The following is a 545-nucleotide window of genomic DNA, read 5'->3' on the forward strand; positions in this document are numbered from 1 at the left end:
AGGGCCACGCTGCAGCCGTGCCTTGGGCCCATGGGGGTGGCGGTACGCGATTGGCGCGGAGGCATCCACACCACCGAGCCCCCGCTGCGGGGTCACTGCAGATGCGCAGTTGCTGCACAGGATCCTTCCCGGCCAGGTAGGCGGGCTTGGGGCCCGTCCGGGTGGTCGCCCCGTCAGAGGGCTGGGTCCACGCAACTGGCAGCGCGCTCCACACCGCCTGTGACCTACGGGGTGCAAAATTTCATTGAAACCACGCTCTGACGCTGACCTTGTCTGCGCTGACAGCTATCAAAAAAGGCTTCCCCAACGTAAAGCCTGGACGTGGACTGGCACGGTCCAGCCACCGGCCCGCGTTTCAGTCCAGCTGGGTGCCTGCGGCTTTGACGATCTGGCCCGCGCTGACAAAGTCGGCATCCAGCAGCTTCTGGAACTGCGCGCTGGGCAGCGTGCCGGCTTCCACCCCCACCCGCTCCAGGCGCTGCTGCACCTCCGGCTTGGCCCGCACGTTTTGCACTGCCGAGTGTCCGTTGCCGAAGGTGCGCACC

1 pseudogene is annotated in these 545 nt (G+C 66.8%); it reads right to left on the reverse strand.

What is annotated here, in order from left to right:
• Positions 1-355 precede the first annotated feature (355 nt).
• A pseudogene (locus FYM52_RS18580) lies at positions 356-545 on the reverse strand (hypothetical protein); the annotation flags it as partial.

The organism is Comamonas sp. CAH-2 (assembly GCF_009668305.1).
GTDB lineage: Bacteria > Pseudomonadota > Gammaproteobacteria > Burkholderiales > Burkholderiaceae_C > Comamonas > Comamonas aquatica.